Source organism: Actinokineospora sp. HUAS TT18 (genome assembly GCF_051364635.1).
Classification (GTDB): domain Bacteria; phylum Actinomycetota; class Actinomycetes; order Mycobacteriales; family Pseudonocardiaceae; genus Actinokineospora.
The window spans coordinates 4,811,923-4,828,025 of the sequence record NZ_CP195645.1 but is presented as its reverse complement, the minus strand read 5'-3'; the positions used below and the strand labels follow the sequence as shown (position 1 = coordinate 4,828,025).

General features: G+C 70.7%; 15 protein-coding genes. 8 read left to right on the top strand and 7 right to left on the bottom strand.

What is annotated here, in order from left to right:
- Positions 1–31: 31 nt before the first annotated feature.
- Positions 32–778: a DUF2334 domain-containing protein gene (locus ACSHT8_RS22040; RefSeq protein WP_436492805.1), complete on the top strand. Its 747-nt coding sequence runs from the start codon at positions 32–34 to the stop codon at positions 776–778.
- A gap of 76 nt (positions 779–854) precedes the next feature.
- Here the strand turns inward: ACSHT8_RS22040 and ACSHT8_RS22035 are convergent, their stop codons facing one another.
- Positions 855–2,621 (bottom strand): S8 family peptidase, encoded by a 1,767-nt coding sequence (locus tag ACSHT8_RS22035; protein ID WP_436492804.1) that lies wholly within the window; start codon positions 2,619–2,621, stop codon positions 855–857.
- A gap of 141 nt (positions 2,622–2,762) precedes the next feature.
- Positions 2,763–3,404 carry an MBL fold metallo-hydrolase gene (locus ACSHT8_RS22030; protein ID WP_436492803.1) on the bottom strand — a complete coding sequence of 214 codons (642 nt, stop codon included), beginning with the start codon at positions 3,402–3,404 and terminating at the stop codon, positions 2,763–2,765.
- A 50-nt stretch (positions 3,405–3,454) separates the two neighbouring features.
- Between ACSHT8_RS22030 and ACSHT8_RS22025 the strand changes: the two genes are divergently transcribed.
- The gene (locus ACSHT8_RS22025; protein ID WP_436492802.1) at positions 3,455–4,909 is read left to right on the top strand and encodes an aldehyde dehydrogenase family protein; all 1,455 of its coding nucleotides are present in this window, start codon (positions 3,455–3,457) and stop codon (positions 4,907–4,909) included.
- Between the two features lie 4 nt (positions 4,910–4,913).
- Here ACSHT8_RS22025 and ACSHT8_RS22020 read toward each other — a convergent pair whose 3' ends face one another.
- A complete protein-coding gene (locus tag ACSHT8_RS22020; protein WP_436492801.1) occupies positions 4,914–5,861 on the bottom strand; it encodes an NAD-dependent epimerase/dehydratase family protein in 948 nt (315 codons plus the stop codon).
- 106 nt (positions 5,862–5,967) lie between these two features.
- On the opposite strand from ACSHT8_RS22020, the gene ACSHT8_RS22015 reads away from it, so the two are divergent.
- The 4 genes from ACSHT8_RS22015 to purL all read left to right on the top strand — a co-directional run bounded on the left by ACSHT8_RS22015 (position 5,968) and on the right by purL (position 9,917).
- Entirely contained in the window at positions 5,968–6,501 is a 534-nt protein-coding gene (locus ACSHT8_RS22015) for a hypothetical protein (RefSeq protein WP_436492800.1), read from the top strand.
- A 238-nt stretch (positions 6,502–6,739) separates the two neighbouring features.
- On the top strand, positions 6,740–6,979 hold the full coding sequence (purS, locus tag ACSHT8_RS22010) for a phosphoribosylformylglycinamidine synthase subunit PurS (protein WP_054052885.1): 240 nt from the start codon (positions 6,740–6,742) through the stop codon (positions 6,977–6,979).
- Positions 6,976–7,647: a phosphoribosylformylglycinamidine synthase subunit PurQ gene (gene purQ, locus ACSHT8_RS22005; protein WP_436492799.1), complete on the top strand. Its 672-nt coding sequence runs from the start codon at positions 6,976–6,978 to the stop codon at positions 7,645–7,647. The genes purS and purQ overlap by 4 nt, the downstream gene beginning before the upstream one ends.
- Positions 7,644–9,917 (top strand): phosphoribosylformylglycinamidine synthase subunit PurL, encoded by a 2,274-nt coding sequence (gene purL / locus ACSHT8_RS22000; RefSeq protein ID WP_436492798.1) that lies wholly within the window; start codon positions 7,644–7,646, stop codon positions 9,915–9,917. Before purQ ends, purL begins: the two co-directional genes overlap by 4 nt.
- A 39-nt stretch (positions 9,918–9,956) precedes the next feature.
- On the opposite strand, the gene ACSHT8_RS21995 is transcribed toward purL, so the two are convergent.
- From ACSHT8_RS21995 to ACSHT8_RS21980, 4 genes are read right to left on the bottom strand one after another with little or no spacing between them, the layout of a single operon-like run.
- On the bottom strand, positions 9,957–10,787 hold the full coding sequence (locus tag ACSHT8_RS21995; protein WP_436492797.1) for a hypothetical protein: 831 nt from the start codon (positions 10,785–10,787) through the stop codon (positions 9,957–9,959).
- The gene (locus ACSHT8_RS21990) at positions 10,784–12,157 is read right to left on the bottom strand and encodes a lipase family protein (protein ID WP_436492796.1); all 1,374 of its coding nucleotides are present in this window, start codon (positions 12,155–12,157) and stop codon (positions 10,784–10,786) included. Before ACSHT8_RS21990 ends, ACSHT8_RS21995 begins: the two co-directional genes overlap by 4 nt.
- Entirely contained in the window at positions 12,154–12,963 is an 810-nt protein-coding gene (locus ACSHT8_RS21985) for a hypothetical protein (protein ID WP_436492795.1), read from the bottom strand. The genes ACSHT8_RS21990 and ACSHT8_RS21985 overlap by 4 nt, the downstream gene beginning before the upstream one ends.
- Positions 12,960–13,481 carry a WXG100 family type VII secretion target gene (locus ACSHT8_RS21980; protein ID WP_436492794.1) on the bottom strand — a complete coding sequence of 174 codons (522 nt, stop codon included), beginning with the start codon at positions 13,479–13,481 and terminating at the stop codon, positions 12,960–12,962. Before ACSHT8_RS21980 ends, ACSHT8_RS21985 begins: the two co-directional genes overlap by 4 nt.
- Positions 13,482–13,682: 201 nt before the next feature.
- On the opposite strand from ACSHT8_RS21980, the gene ACSHT8_RS21975 reads away from it, so the two are divergent.
- Positions 13,683–14,849: a serine hydrolase domain-containing protein gene (locus tag ACSHT8_RS21975; RefSeq protein ID WP_436492793.1), complete on the top strand. Its 1,167-nt coding sequence runs from the start codon at positions 13,683–13,685 to the stop codon at positions 14,847–14,849.
- A 65-nt stretch (positions 14,850–14,914) separates the two neighbouring features.
- Complete coding sequence (locus ACSHT8_RS21970) at positions 14,915–16,069, top strand: serine hydrolase domain-containing protein (protein WP_436492792.1); 1,155 nt, start codon at positions 14,915–14,917, stop codon at positions 16,067–16,069.
- Positions 16,070–16,103 lie beyond the last annotated feature (34 nt).

Sequence of the window (16,103 nt, the reverse complement as noted above, 5' to 3'; positions counted from 1 at the left end):
CGACACCTAGTCGTCATCCGGATACGCTGCGATGGATAGCGTGACGGGACGACTCGTGGTTTCGCTGGCCGGTATCGACACCCGGACGCTGCACCGCTGCGCCGACCTCGCCGAGGAGACGCAGAAGCGCGGCGTGCCGCTGTCGCTGCTGTTCGCCCCCCGCCGCGACGGCGCGGTCGCCGACTGGGTCCGCACCCGCCGCGCGGCGGGCGACGCGGTGCTCATGCACGGCTTCGACCACTCCCCGGAACCGCGCGCCCGCACCCTCGCTGTCGGCCGCCGCGCCGAGTTCGCCGCGCTGCCCGCCCACGAGGCGCGCCTGCGCCTGACGGCCGCGGTCGCCGCGATGGACCGCGTCGGCCTCACCACCGACGCCTTCGCCCCGCCGCGCTGGTACGCGTCCCGAGGGACCGTGACCGCGCTGGCCGACAAGGGCTTCACACTGTGCGCCGACCTCTACGGCGTGCGCGACCTGCGCACAGGCGGCGTCCACCGCTCCCGTGTGCTGGGCCTCGCCCAGACCGAGCGCGCCGAGACCCTGTGGTGCTTCACCTTCGTCCTCGCCGCCGCCCGCGTCGCCCGTCGCGGCGGCTTGGTCCGCCTGGGTGTGGACGCCGCCGACCTGGCCCGCCCCGGCCTGCGTCAGGCGGTGCTGGACGCCATCGACAACGCCCGCACCCACGGCGCCGTCGGCGTGACGTATCCCGAGGTCTTGGCCCCGCGTCCGCTGCCGCAGGTCGCGCGCCCGGCCGAGTCGCCCGCGCGCGTCGCGATCTGACCGAACGGGAAAGCCCCCGCCGAGACCGCCGTGGTCTCGACGGGGGCTTCTTTCATTCACTACCCGGTGGGCCTGCTCAGAAGGTGAGCTTCCAGGAGTTGATGTAGCCGGTGTCGTACCGGGCCACGTCCTGGACCTTCAGTCGCCAGGTGCCGTTGGCGACCTCGGTCGACGCGTTCACCGTGTAGGTGGCGATCACGTTGTCGGCCGAGTCGTTCGACGACGAGTTCTTCAGCCGGTAGGCGGTGCCGTCCGGGGCCACCAGATCGATGACGAGGTCACCGCGCCAGGTGTGGACGATGTTGACGTCGACCTTCAGGGTCGCCGGGGCGTTGCCGGTGACGCCGGAGACGACGACGTCGCTGAAGACGGCAGCGCCGGGCGAGTCGGCGATCTGGACGTCGTTGGTGTTCTCGAAGACCTTGCCGGTGGGCGGCGGCGTGGTGCCGGAGACCGCCTCCAGCGCGTCGACGCGGCCCTCACCGTAGAAGTTGTTCTTCGCGGTGGTGCCCGAGCAGCGGCTGTCGTTGCAGGCCAGGTCGTCGGCCTGGACGCCCAGCTTGCCGCGCAGGTCGGCGAGGGTGGCGGTCGGGTTGACGCTCACGAGCAGCGCGGCGACACCGGCGACGTGCGGCGAGGCCATCGAGGTGCCCGACTTGGCGCCGTAGCCGCCGCCGGGGACCGTCGAGTAGACGTTGTCACCGGGCGCGGCGACGGCGATCTTGTCGGTGCCGAAGTTCGAGAACGACGACTTGGTGTTCGACGAGTTGATCGACGAGACGGTCACGACACCGGGCAGCTCGGTCGGGACGCTGAGGCAGGAGTTCGTGATCGTCCGGGTGACCGGGGTCGAGTCGTTCGGGCTGGTGGTGTCGTTCGACTTGCTCGCCAGGTTGTAGTTCTCGTTGCCCGCGGCCGCGACGTTCAGCACGCCCTTGCCCTCGGCGTACAGCGCGGCGCGCTTGGTGCCTTCGAGGATGGCGGCCTGGTCGGCGTCGCTCGGGCAGTTGAACAGCCACGGGTCGGTGTAGTAGCTGTTGTTGGTGACGTCGAGGCCCTTGTCACCGGCGAAGACGAACGCGCAGATGGTGTTCTCGGCGAAGAACAGGCCGCTCGGCGTCTCCGCGATGCGGACCGAGGCGATCTTGACGCCGGGGGCGACGCCGACCATGCCCTTGCCGTTCTTGGCCGCGGCGATGGTGCCCGCGACGTGCGTGCCGTGGCTACCGGTGTCGCGCCACGAGCCCGCGCGGGTGTCGAGCTTGCCGTAGGCGCACGACGCCGACTTGGTGGCGTCGAAGTTGGCCTTGAGGTCGTAGTGCTGGTCGTCGACGCCGGTGTCGAGGACGCCGACGGTGACGCTCGACGAGCCCGGGTTGACCGCCCATGCCTGGTCGGCCTTGATCTGGGTCATGTCGGACCGGTTGGTCTCGTTGGCCGTCGGGGTCGTCTGCGACGGCGACGCCGGGATCGCCGGGTTGGCCGCTTCGGCCGGGACGTCGCTGGTGCGGGTCGCGCCGACCTGCTGGACGCCGGAGACGGCGCGCATCTTGGTGGCGAAGTCGGTGGCCGACGAGTGCGCGACGATGACACCGATCGCGTCGTAGGACGCGTAGACGGTGCCGCTGTTGTTCGCGACCGCGGTCTTGGCGCCCGCGGTGTCGTTCGGCGCGGTGATGACCAGGTACGAGCGCAGGCCCGCGGCGGCGGGCGCGGAGATCGACCCCGGGGCGGCAGGGACGCCGGGGGCGGCCAGCGCCGGGACGGCGGTGGCGACGAGTCCGGCGCCGACCAGCGCGGCGGTGGCCGCGCGGCGGAGCCGGGTGCGTGAACGCAGGAACACGATGTCCTCCGGACAACTCAGGGGCGGACCCGCGCCGGTCGGCGCGGGCTGCAGGAGCCCGTTACCCAACCTTGACTGCGCGAAGCCGTGTTTGGGACGCGGTGTGACGAACAAATTCGCCGAATTGCGCTGAACGGCCGACTACACCTCGGCCGTCTCGGCCGCGACGGGCAGGTGCACCCGAGAACCGTCGGGGCCCATTGAGGTGAATCGGTGGAATGACGAATCGATGCCGCCCTGGCTCAGCCAGCCCTCGTGGATCGGCATGGCCACCCTCGGCGCGATTGCCCGGAAATACTCGACCGTCTCAGCGAGCTTCATCCACGGCGCGGCGGTCGGCAGGGCCAATACGTCGATCTTCTGTTCGGGCACGAATAACGAGTCGCCTGGGTGGTAGAAAGCGCCGTCGTCAACGACATAACCGAGGTTGGGCGGCACTTCGATCTCCGGATGAATGACCGCGTGCGCACCCCCGACCGCGGCGACCGTGGCGCCGGCCAGCGTGGCGGTGTCACCGGCGTTCAGCACCCGCGCGACCAGGCCCAGCGGTTCGAGCACCCCCGCCGACCCCGGGTCGACGACCAGCTCGGCGTGTTGATTGGCCGCCATGAGCGGCGCGAGCCGGTCGGGGTCGAGGTGGTCGCCGTGCAGGTGGGTGATGAGCACGGCGTCGAGGTCGCGCAGGTCCTCGAACCCGTGCGACCACACCCCCGGGTCGAACAGCAGCCGCGCCGACCCGGTCTCGACCAGCACGCACGAGTGTCCAAAGTGGGTGATCTTCACGCGGGGAAGGGTATCGCCGCGCTCGGGTACCGACGGGTAGCTTGGGGCGCATGACGACCGTTCAGGCGACATTCGACTCGGTGGACCCGGCGACCGGAGAGGTGGTCGGCACGCATCCGATCGCGGGCCCGGAGGAGGTCCAGGCCGCGGTCGACCGGGCGCGCCCGGCGGCGGACTGGTGGGCGTCGCTCGGGTTCGCGGGCCGCGCGGAGCGGCTCGGCCGGTGGAAGGCCGCGCTGACCAGGCGGGCGCACGAGCTGGCCGACGTCGTGCACGCCGAGACCGGCAAGCCGCACGCAGACGCCATGCTGGAGATCATCCTGGCGATCGACCACACCGCGTGGGCCGCCAAGCACGCGCGCAAGGTGCTCGGTCCGCACCGGCGTTCGCCGGGGCTGCTGATGGCCAACCACGCCGCGACGGTGGAGTACCAGCCGCTCGGGGTCGTCGGGGTCATCGGGCCGTGGAACTACCCGGTGTTCACGCCGATGGGGTCGATCGCGTACGCGCTGGCCGCGGGCAACGCGGTGGTGTTCAAGCCGAGCGAGTACACCCCGGCGGTGGGCCGCTGGCTGGCCGACAGCTTCGCCGAGGTGGTGCCCGAGCAGCCGGTGTTCCAGGTGGTGACCGGCCTCGGCGCGACCGGCGCGGCGCTGTGTGCGTCCGGGGTCGCCAAGATCGCCTTCACCGGCTCGCCCGGCACCGGCAAGAAGATCATGGCCGCCTGCGCCGAGACCCTGACCCCGGTCCTCATCGAGGCGGGCGGCAAGGACGCGCTGCTGGTCGACGCGGACGCCGACATCGACGCCGCCGCCGACGCGGCCGTGTGGGGCGGCTTCTCCAACGCCGGCCAGACGTGCGTCGGCGTGGAACGGGTCTACGTGCACGAGCGGGTGTACGACGAGTTCGTCGCGAAGGTCGTCGAGAAGGCCCGCGAGGTGAAGCCGGGCACGCAGATCGGCCCGATCACCATGCCCGCCCAGCTCGACATCATCCGCCGCCACATCGACGACGCCGTCGCCCGCGGCGGCAAGGCCCTGACCGGCGGCACGGTCGGCGCCCGGTTCGTGGAGCCGACGGTGCTGGTCGACGTCCCCGAGGACGCCGCCGCGGTGCGCGAGGAGACGTTCGGCCCGACGCTGACGGTCGCGAAGGTCCGCGACATGGACGAGGCCATCGCCAAGGCCAACGACACGACCTACGGCCTCGGCGGCACGGTGTTCTCCAAGTCCCGGGGCATGGAACTCGCGCGGCGGCTGCGGTCGGGCATGGTCGCGGTGAACTCGGTGATCAGCTTCGCCGGGGTGCCGTCGCTGCCGTTCGGCGGCAGCGGGGACTCCGGCTTCGGCCGCATCCACGGACCGGAGGGCCTGCGCGAGTTCGGCCGCCCGAAGGCGATCGCCCGCCAGCGCTTCCGCGCCCCGCTCGTGCTGACCACGTTCGCCCGCACGGCGAAGGTGGACGAACGGGTCGAGAAGCTGATCAAGCTCCTACACGGCCGCTGAACTTTTAGAGGGTGCTGAGGACTTCGGCCTCCTCCGCGGCGCTCAGGCCCGACTTCCGCTCCCGGTCGAGCCCGAGCGCCCGCTCGTAGTCGAGCGCGCCCGCCACCGCGTCGGCCAGCGGCCGCACCTTGAGCCCGGCGGCCAGCGCGGGACCGGCGTCGCGGGCGGTCATCATGCTGTGGGACTTGGGCACCCACAGCGGCAGCGACTTCGGCCCCATCCACGGCTGCACCCCGAGCTTGCCCAACGTCTCCTCGCTGACTGGCACCAACTCGACGTCGAAGCCCGCCGCGATGTCACGCAGCAGCGCCGGTAGCGGCACGGCGGGCCCTGTGACGTCGAAGGTCCCCTTGACCTGGGTCTCAGCCGCGTCGACCAGCCACGCCGCCGCGTCCCGGACGTCCACATAGCTGGTCAGGTGGTCGACATCGGGCACGACGACGCGCCCACCCCGCGACATCCGCGCGGGCCAGTAGCCGAACCGGTCGCTGAGGTCGCCGGGCCCGGTGAGCAGCCCCGCCCGCGCGATGAAGGCGTCGGGGAAGGCTTTGAGGACGGCGTTCTCCGAGGCCACCTTGATGTTGCCGTACGACTCGGGCTCGTCGTCGATCTCCTGGGGCGGCAGCAGCACGTCGTTCACCGCGTTCGGTTCGCCATAGACGCTGATGGACGACACGAACACCCAGTGCCCCACCCGCCCACCCAGCACGTCGAGCGCCCGCCGAACCCACGAGAACGAAATCCGCGCGACGTCGACGACCGCGTCGAACTCCCCGGTGACGGCGTCGAGGCCGCCGTCGGTGTCCCGGTCGACCTTGACGAGCTTCGCCCCCGAGGGCACCTGGCCGGACTCGCCTCTCGCCGCACAGGTCACGTCATGCCCCCGCCGAACCGCCTCGGCGGCGACAGCGTGGCTGAGGAAACGGGTACCGCCGAGCACTAGGAGTCGCATGCGTCCACCCTCGTCGCACCCCCACCCACCGCGCCACCGCTCTCGCTCAAGGCGAACACCCGTTCAAGCGATCCAGCCGGACACCTCCCGTGCCGACCAGCCTTAGGTGAGCTTGCATGTCTTCGTCGACGAATCCCGCCGCCGCTCGAACTACCTCATCGCGGCGGCATACCTCGATCCCGGCCAACTGCATCCCGCCAGGACACTGCTGCGATCGTTGCTGATGCCTGGGCAGCGAGAGCTGCACTTCAAGAAGGAAACCCCGCGTCGGCGAAAGGCCGTGCTGTCCCGGATGGCCGATGCCGGACTTAGGTGCTGGATCTACACCGCCGACTGCTCGGACGGCCTGGAGGCGGCGCGGCAGGACTGCCTTGCGGCGCTGAGCGCGAGTTTGATCGAGGTCGACGCGAGCCGGATGGTCCTGGACAGCCGGGATGATCGCGATCGGATCGACGTCGCCACCATTCGCCGGGTGCTCGGCAAGGTGGCCCGTGAGTCGGGGCTCTCCTACGAGCATCTGTGCAGCCACCAGGAGGAGCTGCTCTGGATCGCCGATGCCGTCGCGTGGGCGTTCGGTGCGGGCGGTGACTGGGCGCGGCGGGTTGGCGGCATCGTCACCGGGGTGGTCGAGGTGCGCTGAGCCGGAGAAAGCGCGAAGCCCAGCCGCCGACCGTCCGGACGTGGGCTGGGCTCACTTCGCTGGCTTACGGGCCAGCGCATGTGACCAGGTTAGCCCGCCTCCCCATGGCCGTCCACCGCGTTCACCCCATCGTGGGCAGTGGCCCAGCTCACCCCCGTCAAAGGTGGCCGCCTGGTGAATTCCCAGCTCAGGTAGGCTGCGGCGGTACCGGCCCGCTCGAACTCAGGAGTAGCCCGCCGTGGCCCGAGTCGTCGTCGACGTCATGCCCAAGCCGGAGATCCTCGACCCCCAGGGGCAAGCCGTGGCGCGCGCGCTGCCGCGCCTGGGTTTCGATGGGGTGTCCGATGTCCGTCAGGGGAAGCATTTCGAGCTGGAGGTCGACGACTCGGTCGACGACGAGACGCTCGCGAAGATCGCTGAAGGCTTCCTGTCCAACCCGGTTGTCGAGGACTTCGTCGTGCGGCGGGTGGACTCGTGAGGATCGGGGCCGTCACCTTCCCCGGCACCCTCGACGACAGCGACACGCTGCGGGCCATCACCGCGGCGGGTGCCGAGGCGGTCGCGCTCTGGCACGGTGACGCCGACCTGCGTGGGGTCGACGCGGTCATCCTGCCCGGTGGCTTCTCCTACGGCGACTACCTGCGCGCAGGCGCCATCGCCCGTTTCGCCCCGGTGATGGGCGAGATCATCGACGCCGCGAAGAAGGGGACGCCCGTGCTGGGCATCTGCAACGGCTTCCAGGTCCTCTGCGAGGCCGGGTTGCTGCCGGGTGCGCTGCTGCGCAACGCCGGCCTGCACTTCGTGTGCCGCGACCAGTGGCTGAAGGTCGAGAACAGCACCACCGCGTGGACCACGCGCTTCGAGCAGGGTGCCGAGATCATCATCCCGGTCAAGAACATGGACGGCCGCTACACCGCCGCCCAGTCCACTGTGGACGAGCTGGAGGGTGAGGGCCGCGTGGTGTTCCGCTACGTCGGCGGGAACCCCAACGGCTCCCTCAACGACATCGCGGGCATCAGCGATCCGACGGGCCGCATCGTCGGGCTGATGCCGCACCCCGAGCACGCCATCGACGCCCTCACCGGGCCAAGCGACGACGGCCTCGGCCTGTTCCTGTCCATTCTCGACTCGGTGGTGACCGCATGATCGACACCGTCGAACACGCGAAGGCGACCCCCGACCAGGCGCAGCCCTGGAAGGAACTCGGCCTCAAGGAGGACGAGTACGCGCGCATCCGCGAGATCCTCGGCCGCCGCCCCACCGACGCCGAGTTGGCCATGTACTCGGTGATGTGGAGCGAGCACTGCTCGTACAAGTCGTCCAAGGTGCACTGGAAGCACTGGTCGGCCAACACGACGCCGGAGATGAAGGCGAAGATGCTGGCGGGCATCGGCGAGAACGCCGGTGTCGTCGACATCGGCGACGGCTGGGCCGTCACGTTCAAGCTGGAGTCGCACAACCACCCGTCCTATGTGGAGCCCTACCAGGGCGCGGCGACCGGTGTCGGCGGCATCGTCCGCGACATCATGGCGATGGGCGCGCGTCCGCTGGCGGTGATGGACCCGCTGCGCTTCGGCGCGGCCGACCACCCCGACACCAAGCGCGTGCTGCCCGGCGTCGTGGCGGGCATCGGCGGCTACGGCAACTGCCTCGGCCTGCCCAACATCGGCGGCGAGGTCGTCTTCGACCCGTCCTACCAGGGCAACCCGCTGGTCAACGCCCTGTGCGTCGGCGCGATGCGGTCCGAGGACCTGCACCTGGCGCACGCTTCGGGCACCGGCAACAAGGTCGTCCTCTTCGGCGCCCGCACCGGTCTCGACGGCATCGGCGGCGTGTCCGTGCTGGCCAGCGAGACGTTCTCGGGCGACGAGTCGGGCACCGGGCGCAAGCAGCTGCCCGCGGTCCAGGTCGGCGACCCGTTCACCGAGAAGGTGCTCATCGAGTGCTGTCTGGAGCTGTTCCGCGAGGGCATCGTGGTCGGCATCCAGGACCTCGGCGGCGCGGGCCTGTCGTGCGCGACCAGTGAGCTGGCCAGCGCGGGCGACGGCGGCATGCGCGTCGAGCTCGACCGGGTTCCGTTGCGCGCCACGGGAATGACCGCCGCCGAGATCCTCTCCAGCGAGTCGCAGGAGCGGATGTGCGCGGTGGTCAAGCCGTCCGATGTGGACGCTTTCATGAGCGTGTGCGCCAAGTGGGACGTCATCGCCACCGAGATCGGCGAGGTCACCGAGGGCGACCGCCTCGTCATCACCTGGCACGGCGAGACCGTGGTCGACGTGCCGCCGCGCACCGTGGCGCACGAGGGCCCGATGTACGAGCGCCCGATCGCCCGCCCGGCCGACCAGGACGACCTGGTCGCCGACAGCGCGGCCAAGCTGCCCCGTCCGTCCACTCCGGACGAACTGCGCGCCGAGATCCTGCGCATGGTGGGCTCGCCCAACCTCGCTTCGCGGCGCTGGGTCACCGAGCAGTACGACCGCTACGTGCGTGGCGGCACCGTGCTCGCCCAGCCCGCCGACGCGGGCATGATCCGCATCGACGAGGAGACCGGGCGCGGCGTCGCGCTGGCCACCGACTGCAACGGCCGGTTCGTCAAGCTCGACCCGTACACCGGCACCCAGCTCGCGCTGGCCGAGGCGTACCGCAACGTGGCCGTCTCCGGCGCCACGCCGCTCGCGGTTACCAACTGCCTCAACTTCGGCTCCCCCGAGGACCCGGGCGTGATGTGGCAGTTCGAGGCGGCGGTTCGCGGCCTGGCCGAGGGCTGCAAGGAACTGGGCATCCCGGTCACCGGCGGCAACGTCAGCTTCTACAACCAGACCGGCAGCACGGCGATCCTGCCGACGCCGGTCGTCGGCGTGCTCGGCGTGATCGACGACGTCCGCCGCCGCATCCCCACCGGGATCGGCGCCGAGGCGGGCGAGACCCTGCTGCTGCTGGGCGACACCCGCGACGAGTTCGACGGCTCCGAGTGGGCGCACGTGGTCCACGGCCACCTCGGCGGCGTGCCGCCGAAGGTCGACCTGGCCAGGGAGAAGCTGCTGGGTGAGGTCCTGGTGGCGGGCTCGCGCGACGGGATGATCTCCGCCGCGCACGACCTGTCCGACGGCGGCCTCATCCAGACCCTGGTCGAGACGTGCCTGATCGGCGAGGTCGGCGCCCGCGTCTTCCTCGACCCCGACCAGGACGCCTTCGTCCAGCTATTCAGCGAGTCGGCGGGCCGCGTCCTGGTGGCCGTGCCGCGCTCGGAGGAGCTGCGCTTCACCGAGATGTGCGCCGCCCGCGGCCTGCCGTGCAGGCGCACCGGCGTCGTCGACCCGGAGTCGGCGTCCCTGGAGATCCAGGACGTGGCGACGTTCCCGCTGGAGGAACTCCGCACCGCCTGGGAAGGTACCCTTCCCGCGCTGTTCGGCTGAGAGAACAAGAAGAAAGGCCCGCCGTCAGGCGGGCCTTTCTCATGCCACCGGTACGCAGGGCCCGTTCATGGTCAGGGTGAACTCGACCGAGTCGCCCTTCTTGGCCGCCGACACCGTCAGTTTCGCGCCGTCCGCGTCGACCTGGAAATAGCCGGGCTGGGCGGGCCGCTCGTCGACCTTCGCCGACTTGGGCACCGCGGCGACCATGCGCTTCTCCAGGTCGGCGACGTCCACGGACCCGAGGTCGTGCTTCGAGCTCGCGTAGAACGTCGCACCCCGCTTGGCCTCGCCGCAGGTAGACAGGTCCAGCTTCGGTGCGTCACCCGGCTTGCCTGAGGCGGGGAACTGCGCGGTATCGAGGGGCTTGCCGATGACCTCGTGGATCGCGGCGGCCACCTCGACGCCCGCCGCCAGCGGCTTGGCCAGCGCCGACGACTGCTTATCCGTCAGCGCCGGTCGCACCTTGCCGCCTAGCTGCTGGTTGCTGTCCGCGACACTGCAGTTGGCCTTCTCGGCACGCACCTTCGAGCCCCGCAGCGCGAGCGCGACGTTGCCCGGGCCGGTGAGGTAGGCGTCGTAGCCGTCCGCCGTCTGCGGCTGCCACCCAGCGGCGACACCCGCGGCCGTCAGCTTGTCGGCCGAGACGCCACGCACCTCGACGTCGGCCCACATCACGACCTTGGGGTCCGACGGCGAGTCCAGCACGCTGCCGCAGGTGACCGCCTCGAACTTCGGCGCCGCCGACTTGTCCACAGTGGACAATAAGGTGCTGACCGCCTGCTTGAACTCGTCGGACACCGCAGCGGGCTTCGACTCGCCGCAGCCCGCGGCCAGCACCGCGACCGCGGCGATCCCGACCAGCTTCCTCACTTCTGGCGCTCCACCTTGTAGGTGTGCGAGTCGGCACTGCTGCCGCCGAGGAAGTTGCCCGCGCTGTCGACGAACCGGGTCACCGAAGGGTCGCCACTCGCCTGCGCGCGCCGGGCAGCTTCCTCGTAGTTCGCGTCCTGGCCGTCCGGGCCGCTGATGGCGTGGTTGCCGCCCGCGGTGCCGGTCTGGTTGTCGAACTTGACCGTGGTCCGATTGTCGGAGTCCGGGTTCTCCCGGCCGTCCAGGTGCGGCACGATGTCGCCGTTGTTCTCCAGCGACAGCGTCTGCACGCGCGGGTTCATCTCGATCCCGCCGACCGGCGAGCCCGCCGTCACCACGTGCGTGACGTTGTAGGTGCCGTTCTCCACGAAGTCGTTGGCCGCGCGGGCCGCGACGATCCCGCCCTGGCTGTGGCCGACCAGCATGACCGGCGCGTCCTTCGGCACCCCGGCGTCGCGCAGCGCCTGCTCGATGCCCTCCTGCAGGACGGTCTCGTTGCCCGCGATGGCGTCGACGTTGGTGCCCATGTCGTTGGCGCTGCCCTTGTCGTCGCCGAAGGGCGCGTTCCACACCTGGGTGCCGGGGATGTCCACGACGTAGCCGGTGATGTTGCCGTTGGCGTCCTTGATCGCGCGGACGTCGATGTTGGCGTCGTTGTTGGTGCTGTTGCGGTAGTCCAGCGCGTCGATCAGGTCGCCGAGGTTCTGCGGCGGCGCGGTCGTGCGCGGATTGGTGTCCAGGCCGAGGTCGGTGAGCTTCGGGTCGCCGTCCGGGTAGGTCATCGCCAGCAGCTCGGTCAGCGACGTCAGCGTCGAGGGCAGGCCCAGGGCGCTGAGGGTGCCCGGGGTCATGCCGAGCAGCGTGTCGACCGCGCCCGGGTGCTCGACCAGCCACTTCTGGAAGTCGCCGTCGTAGTTGAGGTACACGTCGGCGGCGATGATCGCGCCCGCCCCGCCCGCCGCGGCGAGCACACCCAGCGGGCCGGTCGCGCCGATCGCGGCACCCGCGAGCCAGCGGCTCGCCTCCAGCGCCTTGGCGTTCATGTCGTCGACGAACTGGTAGGCCTGGTTGGTGGCCTGCAGAGTCAGCCCGCGCAGGCCGATCGCCGCCGAGGTCGCGGTCAGGCCGCTCGGGCCGTCAAGCGCGCCGAGCATCGCGGCCTCGAACTTGGCCACGCCGCCCGGGTTGAGCAGGCCGGAGGCGAGCACGTCGCCGTCGACCAGGTACTTGTGGCTGCTCATGGCGATGGTCAGGGTGGAGCCCGCCACGTCGTCGGTGAGGTCGCCCATCGCGGCGAGGTCCTCGTAGTACGCGTCGCTGCCGCCCGCGCCGCCGTTGACGGTGATGTTGCTGACGCCGGGTCCGGTCATGACAAAGCCTCCGCGACGAAGGGCGTCAGCCAGACGCCGAGGTCTTCCCGTGCGACGGGTTCGAGATCGACGAGCTTGCGGTCGGCGCCGGTGGCCGACGGGGCGACACCCACCCAGCCCGCGTCGCTGTGCAGCCAGGTGACCTGGCCGTTGCGCACAGCTCCGCCGACGATGGCCGTGACCAGGCAGCGCAGCCCGCCGTCGGTGCGGCGGACGACCTCGGCGGCGAACTTCGCCTCCGCCTCGGGCAGCTTCAGCTCGGCCAGCACGTAGGCCGGGGCCTCCGGGTCGGCGTCACGCAGCAGGTCTGCCACGCCCAGCTCGTGCAGGGCGGCCAGCGGGACGCGCCCGCGCAGCGGCTCCAGCTCGTCCGGGGCGTCCAGCGCGGACCCGATGCCCGCGACCTCGGCGGGCACGGCGCGCACCAGTTCGCGCCCGAGCGCCGTCGCGGCGAACATCGACAGCTCGACCCCGGCGTCGGGCAGCAGGAACAGCGAGGCGCCCAGCGGACCGGAGATCGCGTGCAGGCTGCGCGAGCCGCGGCTGCCCGCGGTGGCGGTGGTGTCGAACATGATCCGCGGCGCGGCGAGGATGCGCAGGTTGCGCTCCACCGACGGGTGCACGGTGCTCGCGTCGGTCAGCGCGCCCTTGGCCAGCAGCGACTCGTCGGCGCCGTCGGTGGGCAGGTCGGGGGCGGGCTCCCAGTCCGGGGGCAGGCTCACCCCGACCCTGGCCACGAGCGCGGCGTACTCGGCGGCGCTCAGCGTGAGCCGGTGCGCCGCGGGGGCGGTCGTGGACGAGGTCATGCGGCGACTCCCTGGGCGTTCATGAACTTGCCGACCTCAAGCCACTGCTTGTCCCCGGCGGGCGGCAGGTTGTCCGGCTGGTAGCGCCAGCCCTCCCACGGCGGCCGCGGCGGCGACGGCGCGTCGCCCCCACCGCCGAAGACGCCGGTCACGGTGTCGACCATGTCGCTCACCATGTTCTTGAAGTCGTCGAGCGCCTTGTTGAACCGGTCGATGGCCCCGTTGAACCAGTTGACCACCGACTCGGCGATCCGCTTGATCGCCGCGATCAGCTCCCGCACCTCCTGCGCGTGCTGACGCAGCACGGCGGCGGCGTGGTCGAGCTTCTCGGCCGTCCCGTCGAGCGACTTGCGGTCCCCGGCGACGGTCTCGCGACACCGGTCAGCGGCGATGGACTTCCACCGCATGGCGACGGCCTTCTTGTCCATGTCGGCGCCGTGGTCGCGCACCTGCTGGGCCTGCTGCTCGATCTTGGTCGCGAGCCGGTCGAGCTCGTCGGGATCCCCGTAGAACGCCATGCCGCCAAAACCCCCAGGGTCGCTGGTCGTCGTCACCGAACCATACGAGACGCATAGACGTAGGCGGGGGTTGTTCGGTTCCCACCCCCCAATCCCCCTCTCATCGATTGAGGGATCGTCCCTCACGCGCTGGGGGTGGGCGGGGCGCGAGAGTTCTCCCAACGCCACCGAAGGGGTCGGCGGCGAGACAGGGGAGACGAAATGCGCAAGGGGATCAAGGGGAGTCTGGTGGCCGCGGCCACCGCGGTCGCGGCGCTGGCGGGGGCCACGCAGGCATCGGCCGACATCGTCCAGCCGACCGTCGAGGTCGACACGGCGAAGGTCGCGCAGATCCTGCACGAGAAGCTGGGCGACGGGAACACCGTCGGCTACGCCTTCGCCATCTCCGAGGACGGCGTGTTCGCCGCGAGCGGCTCGGGTGGCAAGGCGCGGATCGACAAGAACATCGCGTTCACGCCCTACACCCGCATGGACATCGCCAGCGCCACCAAGAACATCGCCGGTGCGGCGCTGCTGAAGCTGGTGGAGGCTCGGGGGGTCTCCCTCGACACCAAGCTCTGGGGCTACCTGCCGCTGGACCTGCGCTCGACCATGCACGAGTCGTGGAAGAACCTGACCATCCGGCAGATCCTGGGCCACCGGTCGGGCATCGCGCAGATGACCGCGTCGCTGTCGGATGCCGACAAGGCCAACGTGGGCACCCTCTACGCCGGGGTCAAGTTCACGATGACCAAGCCGATCGTGGTCGACTCGCCGTGGTCGTACACGAACATGAACTACGCCGTCGCCCGACTGATCATCCCGAAGCTGTGGGACCTGGTCGAGCCGGGTCGCGGGGTCCCGGACGTCACCGCCACCAACTCCGGTGGGTGGACGCTGGCCTACATCAACGAGCGGCTGCTCGCCCCGGCGGGCATCGCGCCGACCTCGTGCGTCCCGGTGAGCGCCGACACGGCCCCGCACGCCTACGACATCGCCGACACCGCCAAGGGCGGGGTGTTGGTGCAGCTCGACGGCGCCGACTGGGAGGCGTGCGGTGGGCACCGCGGTCTGCACCTGTCCGCGATGGACATGGTGCGCTGGCAGGCCCACCTGCGGCACGGCACGGTGGTCTCGCCGACCGTCCGCTTCCAGATGGACAGCTTCAAGCTCGGTTGGTACGAGACCATGACCAACACCGGCGCGTGGGCCGGTTCCTACACCCACGGCGGTGACCTGTTCCTCGGCGGCAGCCGCGAGCAGCACAGCTGCCAGGGCAAGTTCCCCGGTGGTGTCGAGGTCGCGGTGCTGATGAACAGCAAGGTCCTCAGCGGCTACCAGTGCTCGGTCGTGCTCAACGCGGTCAAGGACGCCACCACCACCAGCTGAACCACCTGATCGACGGCCCGCGGGAACCCCCGCGGGCCACCCAGGGGAGACAGGAAAGGAAAGCCATGCGCAGGGGGATGAAGAACAGTGTGGTGGCGGCGGTGACGGCCGTCGCGGCGCTGGTGGGGACCACGCAGGCAGCCGCGGACGTCGGGGTGCCGACGGTGAACGTGGACACCGCGAAGGTCGCGCAGTACCTGAACCAGAAGCTCGGCAACGGCAACAGCGTGGGGTACGCGTTCGCCGTCAGCAAGAACGGGCAGTACGCCACCTCGGGTTCCGGAGGCGACGCGCGGCTCGACAAGGACGTGGCGTTCACCCCGTACACCCGGATGGAGATCGCCAGCGCGACCAAGAACGTCATCGCCGCGGCGCTGCTCAAGCTGGTGGAGAAGCGCGGGGTCGGCATCGACGCCAAGATCTGGGCCTACCTGCCGTGGGACATGTGGGCGAACATGCACCCGTCCTGGAAGGACTTGTCGATCAAGGATCTGCTGGCCCACACCTCGGGTGTCGGGCAGCTGGTCGACAGCCTGCAGGGTGACCTGAACGTGCAGGCCACCTACGAGGGCATCAAGTACACCCTGACCAAGCCGATCGTCGTGGGCTCGGCGCGCAACTACGAGAACCAGAACTACGCGATCGCCCGGATCCTCATTCCGGAGCTGTGGGACCTCACCGAGCCGACCCGGGGTGTGCCGGACACGATCGGTCCCTCCAACTCCGGTGTGTGGACGCTGGCCTACGTCAACGAGCGCCTGTTCGCCCCCGCGGGCATCGCTCCCGTGGCGTGCAGCTCGGCGAACCCGGACACCGCGCCGCTCGCCTACGACATCAACAACCTCGCCACGCCCGGCTACCTGTGGGACGCCGGGAGCCTGAACTGCCCGGGCCACCGCGGGCTGCAGATGTCGGCGATGGACCTGGTGCGCTGGCAGGCGCACCTGCGGCACGGCACCGTGGTCTCGCCCGCCGTCCGCGACCAGATGGACCTCTACCGGCTCGGCTGGGACCAGGACGACAACGACGCGGCCAAGCTCGCCTGGGCGGGCGCCTACCGGCACGGCGGTGACCTCAACGCGACCTATAGCCGCGAGCTGCACACCTGCCAGGCGAAGTTCCCCGGCGGCGTGGAGGCGGCCCTGCTGGTGAACAGCAGGCTGCTGGGCTCGGACCGCTGCCGGGTCCTGCTGGACGCGGTGAAGGCGGCGACCAGCTGATCACCGGGATCAAGGATCGGCCCGCGGGGACACC

Coding starts and splice junctions, on each gene's coding strand:
- ACSHT8_RS22040 (WP_436492805.1), top strand. CDS start 32: ATGGATAGCGTGACGGGACGACTCGTGGTTTCGCTGGCCGGTATCGAC.
- ACSHT8_RS22020 (WP_436492801.1), bottom strand. CDS start 5,861: ATGCGACTCCTAGTGCTCGGCGGTACCCGTTTCCTCAGCCACGCTGTC.
- ACSHT8_RS21990 (WP_436492796.1), bottom strand. CDS start 12,157: ATGACCGGACCCGGCGTCAGCAACATCACCGTCAACGGCGGCGCGGGC.
- ACSHT8_RS21980 (WP_436492794.1), bottom strand. CDS start 13,481: ATGGCGTTCTACGGGGATCCCGACGAGCTCGACCGGCTCGCGACCAAG.
- ACSHT8_RS21970 (WP_436492792.1), top strand. CDS start 14,915: ATGCGCAGGGGGATGAAGAACAGTGTGGTGGCGGCGGTGACGGCCGTC.
- purL (WP_436492798.1), top strand. CDS start 7,644: ATGATCGACACCGTCGAACACGCGAAGGCGACCCCCGACCAGGCGCAG.
- ACSHT8_RS21975 (WP_436492793.1), top strand. CDS start 13,683: ATGCGCAAGGGGATCAAGGGGAGTCTGGTGGCCGCGGCCACCGCGGTC.
- ACSHT8_RS22025 (WP_436492802.1), top strand. CDS start 3,455: ATGACGACCGTTCAGGCGACATTCGACTCGGTGGACCCGGCGACCGGA.
- ACSHT8_RS21985 (WP_436492795.1), bottom strand. CDS start 12,963: ATGACCTCGTCCACGACCGCCCCCGCGGCGCACCGGCTCACGCTGAGC.